The organism is Pseudoalteromonas sp. S1608 (assembly GCF_005887265.1).
GTDB lineage: Bacteria > Pseudomonadota > Gammaproteobacteria > Enterobacterales > Alteromonadaceae > Pseudoalteromonas > Pseudoalteromonas undina.
Genome location: NZ_PNDK01000081.1, coordinates 1 through 1,140, shown reverse-complemented (window position 1 = coordinate 1,140; position 1,140 = coordinate 1). Strand labels below are relative to the sequence as shown.

General features: G+C 45.1%; 1 protein-coding gene. It reads right to left on the bottom strand.

All coding sequences use genetic code 11. The features are described 5' to 3' along the window. Positions 1-1,140: elongation factor Tu (tuf, locus tag CWB75_RS18770; RefSeq protein WP_138571428.1), on the bottom strand; the 1,140-nt coding region annotated here is incomplete at its 3' end.

Here is a 1,140-nt window from a genome sequence, read left to right as displayed (position 1 = left end):
ACCTTCACGGATAGCGAAACGAAGACCTTCATCCATCGCGATTGGCGCGATTAGAGTTACTGTCATCTTAACGTTATCACCAGGCATTACCATTTCTACGCCTTCTGGTAACTGTACGTCACCTGTTACGTCAGTTGTACGGAAGTAGAACTGTGGACGGTAACCTTTGAAGAATGGAGTATGACGACCACCTTCATCTTTAGAAAGTACGTATACTTCTGAAGTGAATGTTGTGTGTGGGTTGATTGAACCAGGCTTAGCTAGTACTTGACCACGTTCAACGTCTTCACGCTTAGTACCACGTAGAAGTGCACCAATGTTCTCACCAGCACGACCTTCGTCAAGAAGCTTACGGAACATCTCAACACCAGTACAAGTAGACTTAGTAGTCTCTTTGATACCAACGATTTCAACTTCGTCATTCACGTTGATGATACCAGCTTCAACACGGCCAGTTACAACAGTACCACGACCTTGGATTGAGAAAACGTCTTCGATAGGCATGATGAATGGCTTATCGATGTCACGCTCTGGCTCTGGAATGTAAGAATCTAGTGCTTCTGCAAGCTCTACGATTTTAGCTTCCCATTGCTCTTCGCCTTCAAGTGCTTTAAGTGCAGAACCTTGAATTAGTGGTAAGTCATCACCTGGGAAGTCGTATTCAGAAAGAAGTTCACGAACTTCCATTTCTACTAGCTCAAGTAGCTCTTCATCATCAACCATGTCACATTTGTTCATGAACACAACGATGTAAGGAACGCCAACTTGGCGAGAAAGTAGGATGTGCTCACGAGTTTGTGGCATAGGACCGTCAGTCGCAGCAACTACTAAGATAGCGCCGTCCATTTGAGCAGCACCAGTGATCATGTTTTTAACATAATCGGCGTGACCAGGACAATCTACGTGTGCGTAGTGACGAGTAGGTGTATCGTACTCAACGTGTGAAGTTGAGATTGTGATACCACGCTCGCGCTCTTCTGGAGCGTTATCGATTGATGCGAAATCTTTAGCAACACCGCCGTATACTTTTGCAAGTACGTTAGTGATTGCTGCAGTTAGTGTAGTTTTACCGTGGTCAACGTGGCCGATTGTACCAACGTTTACGTGCGGTTTTACGCGTTCAAACTTTTCTTTTGCCAT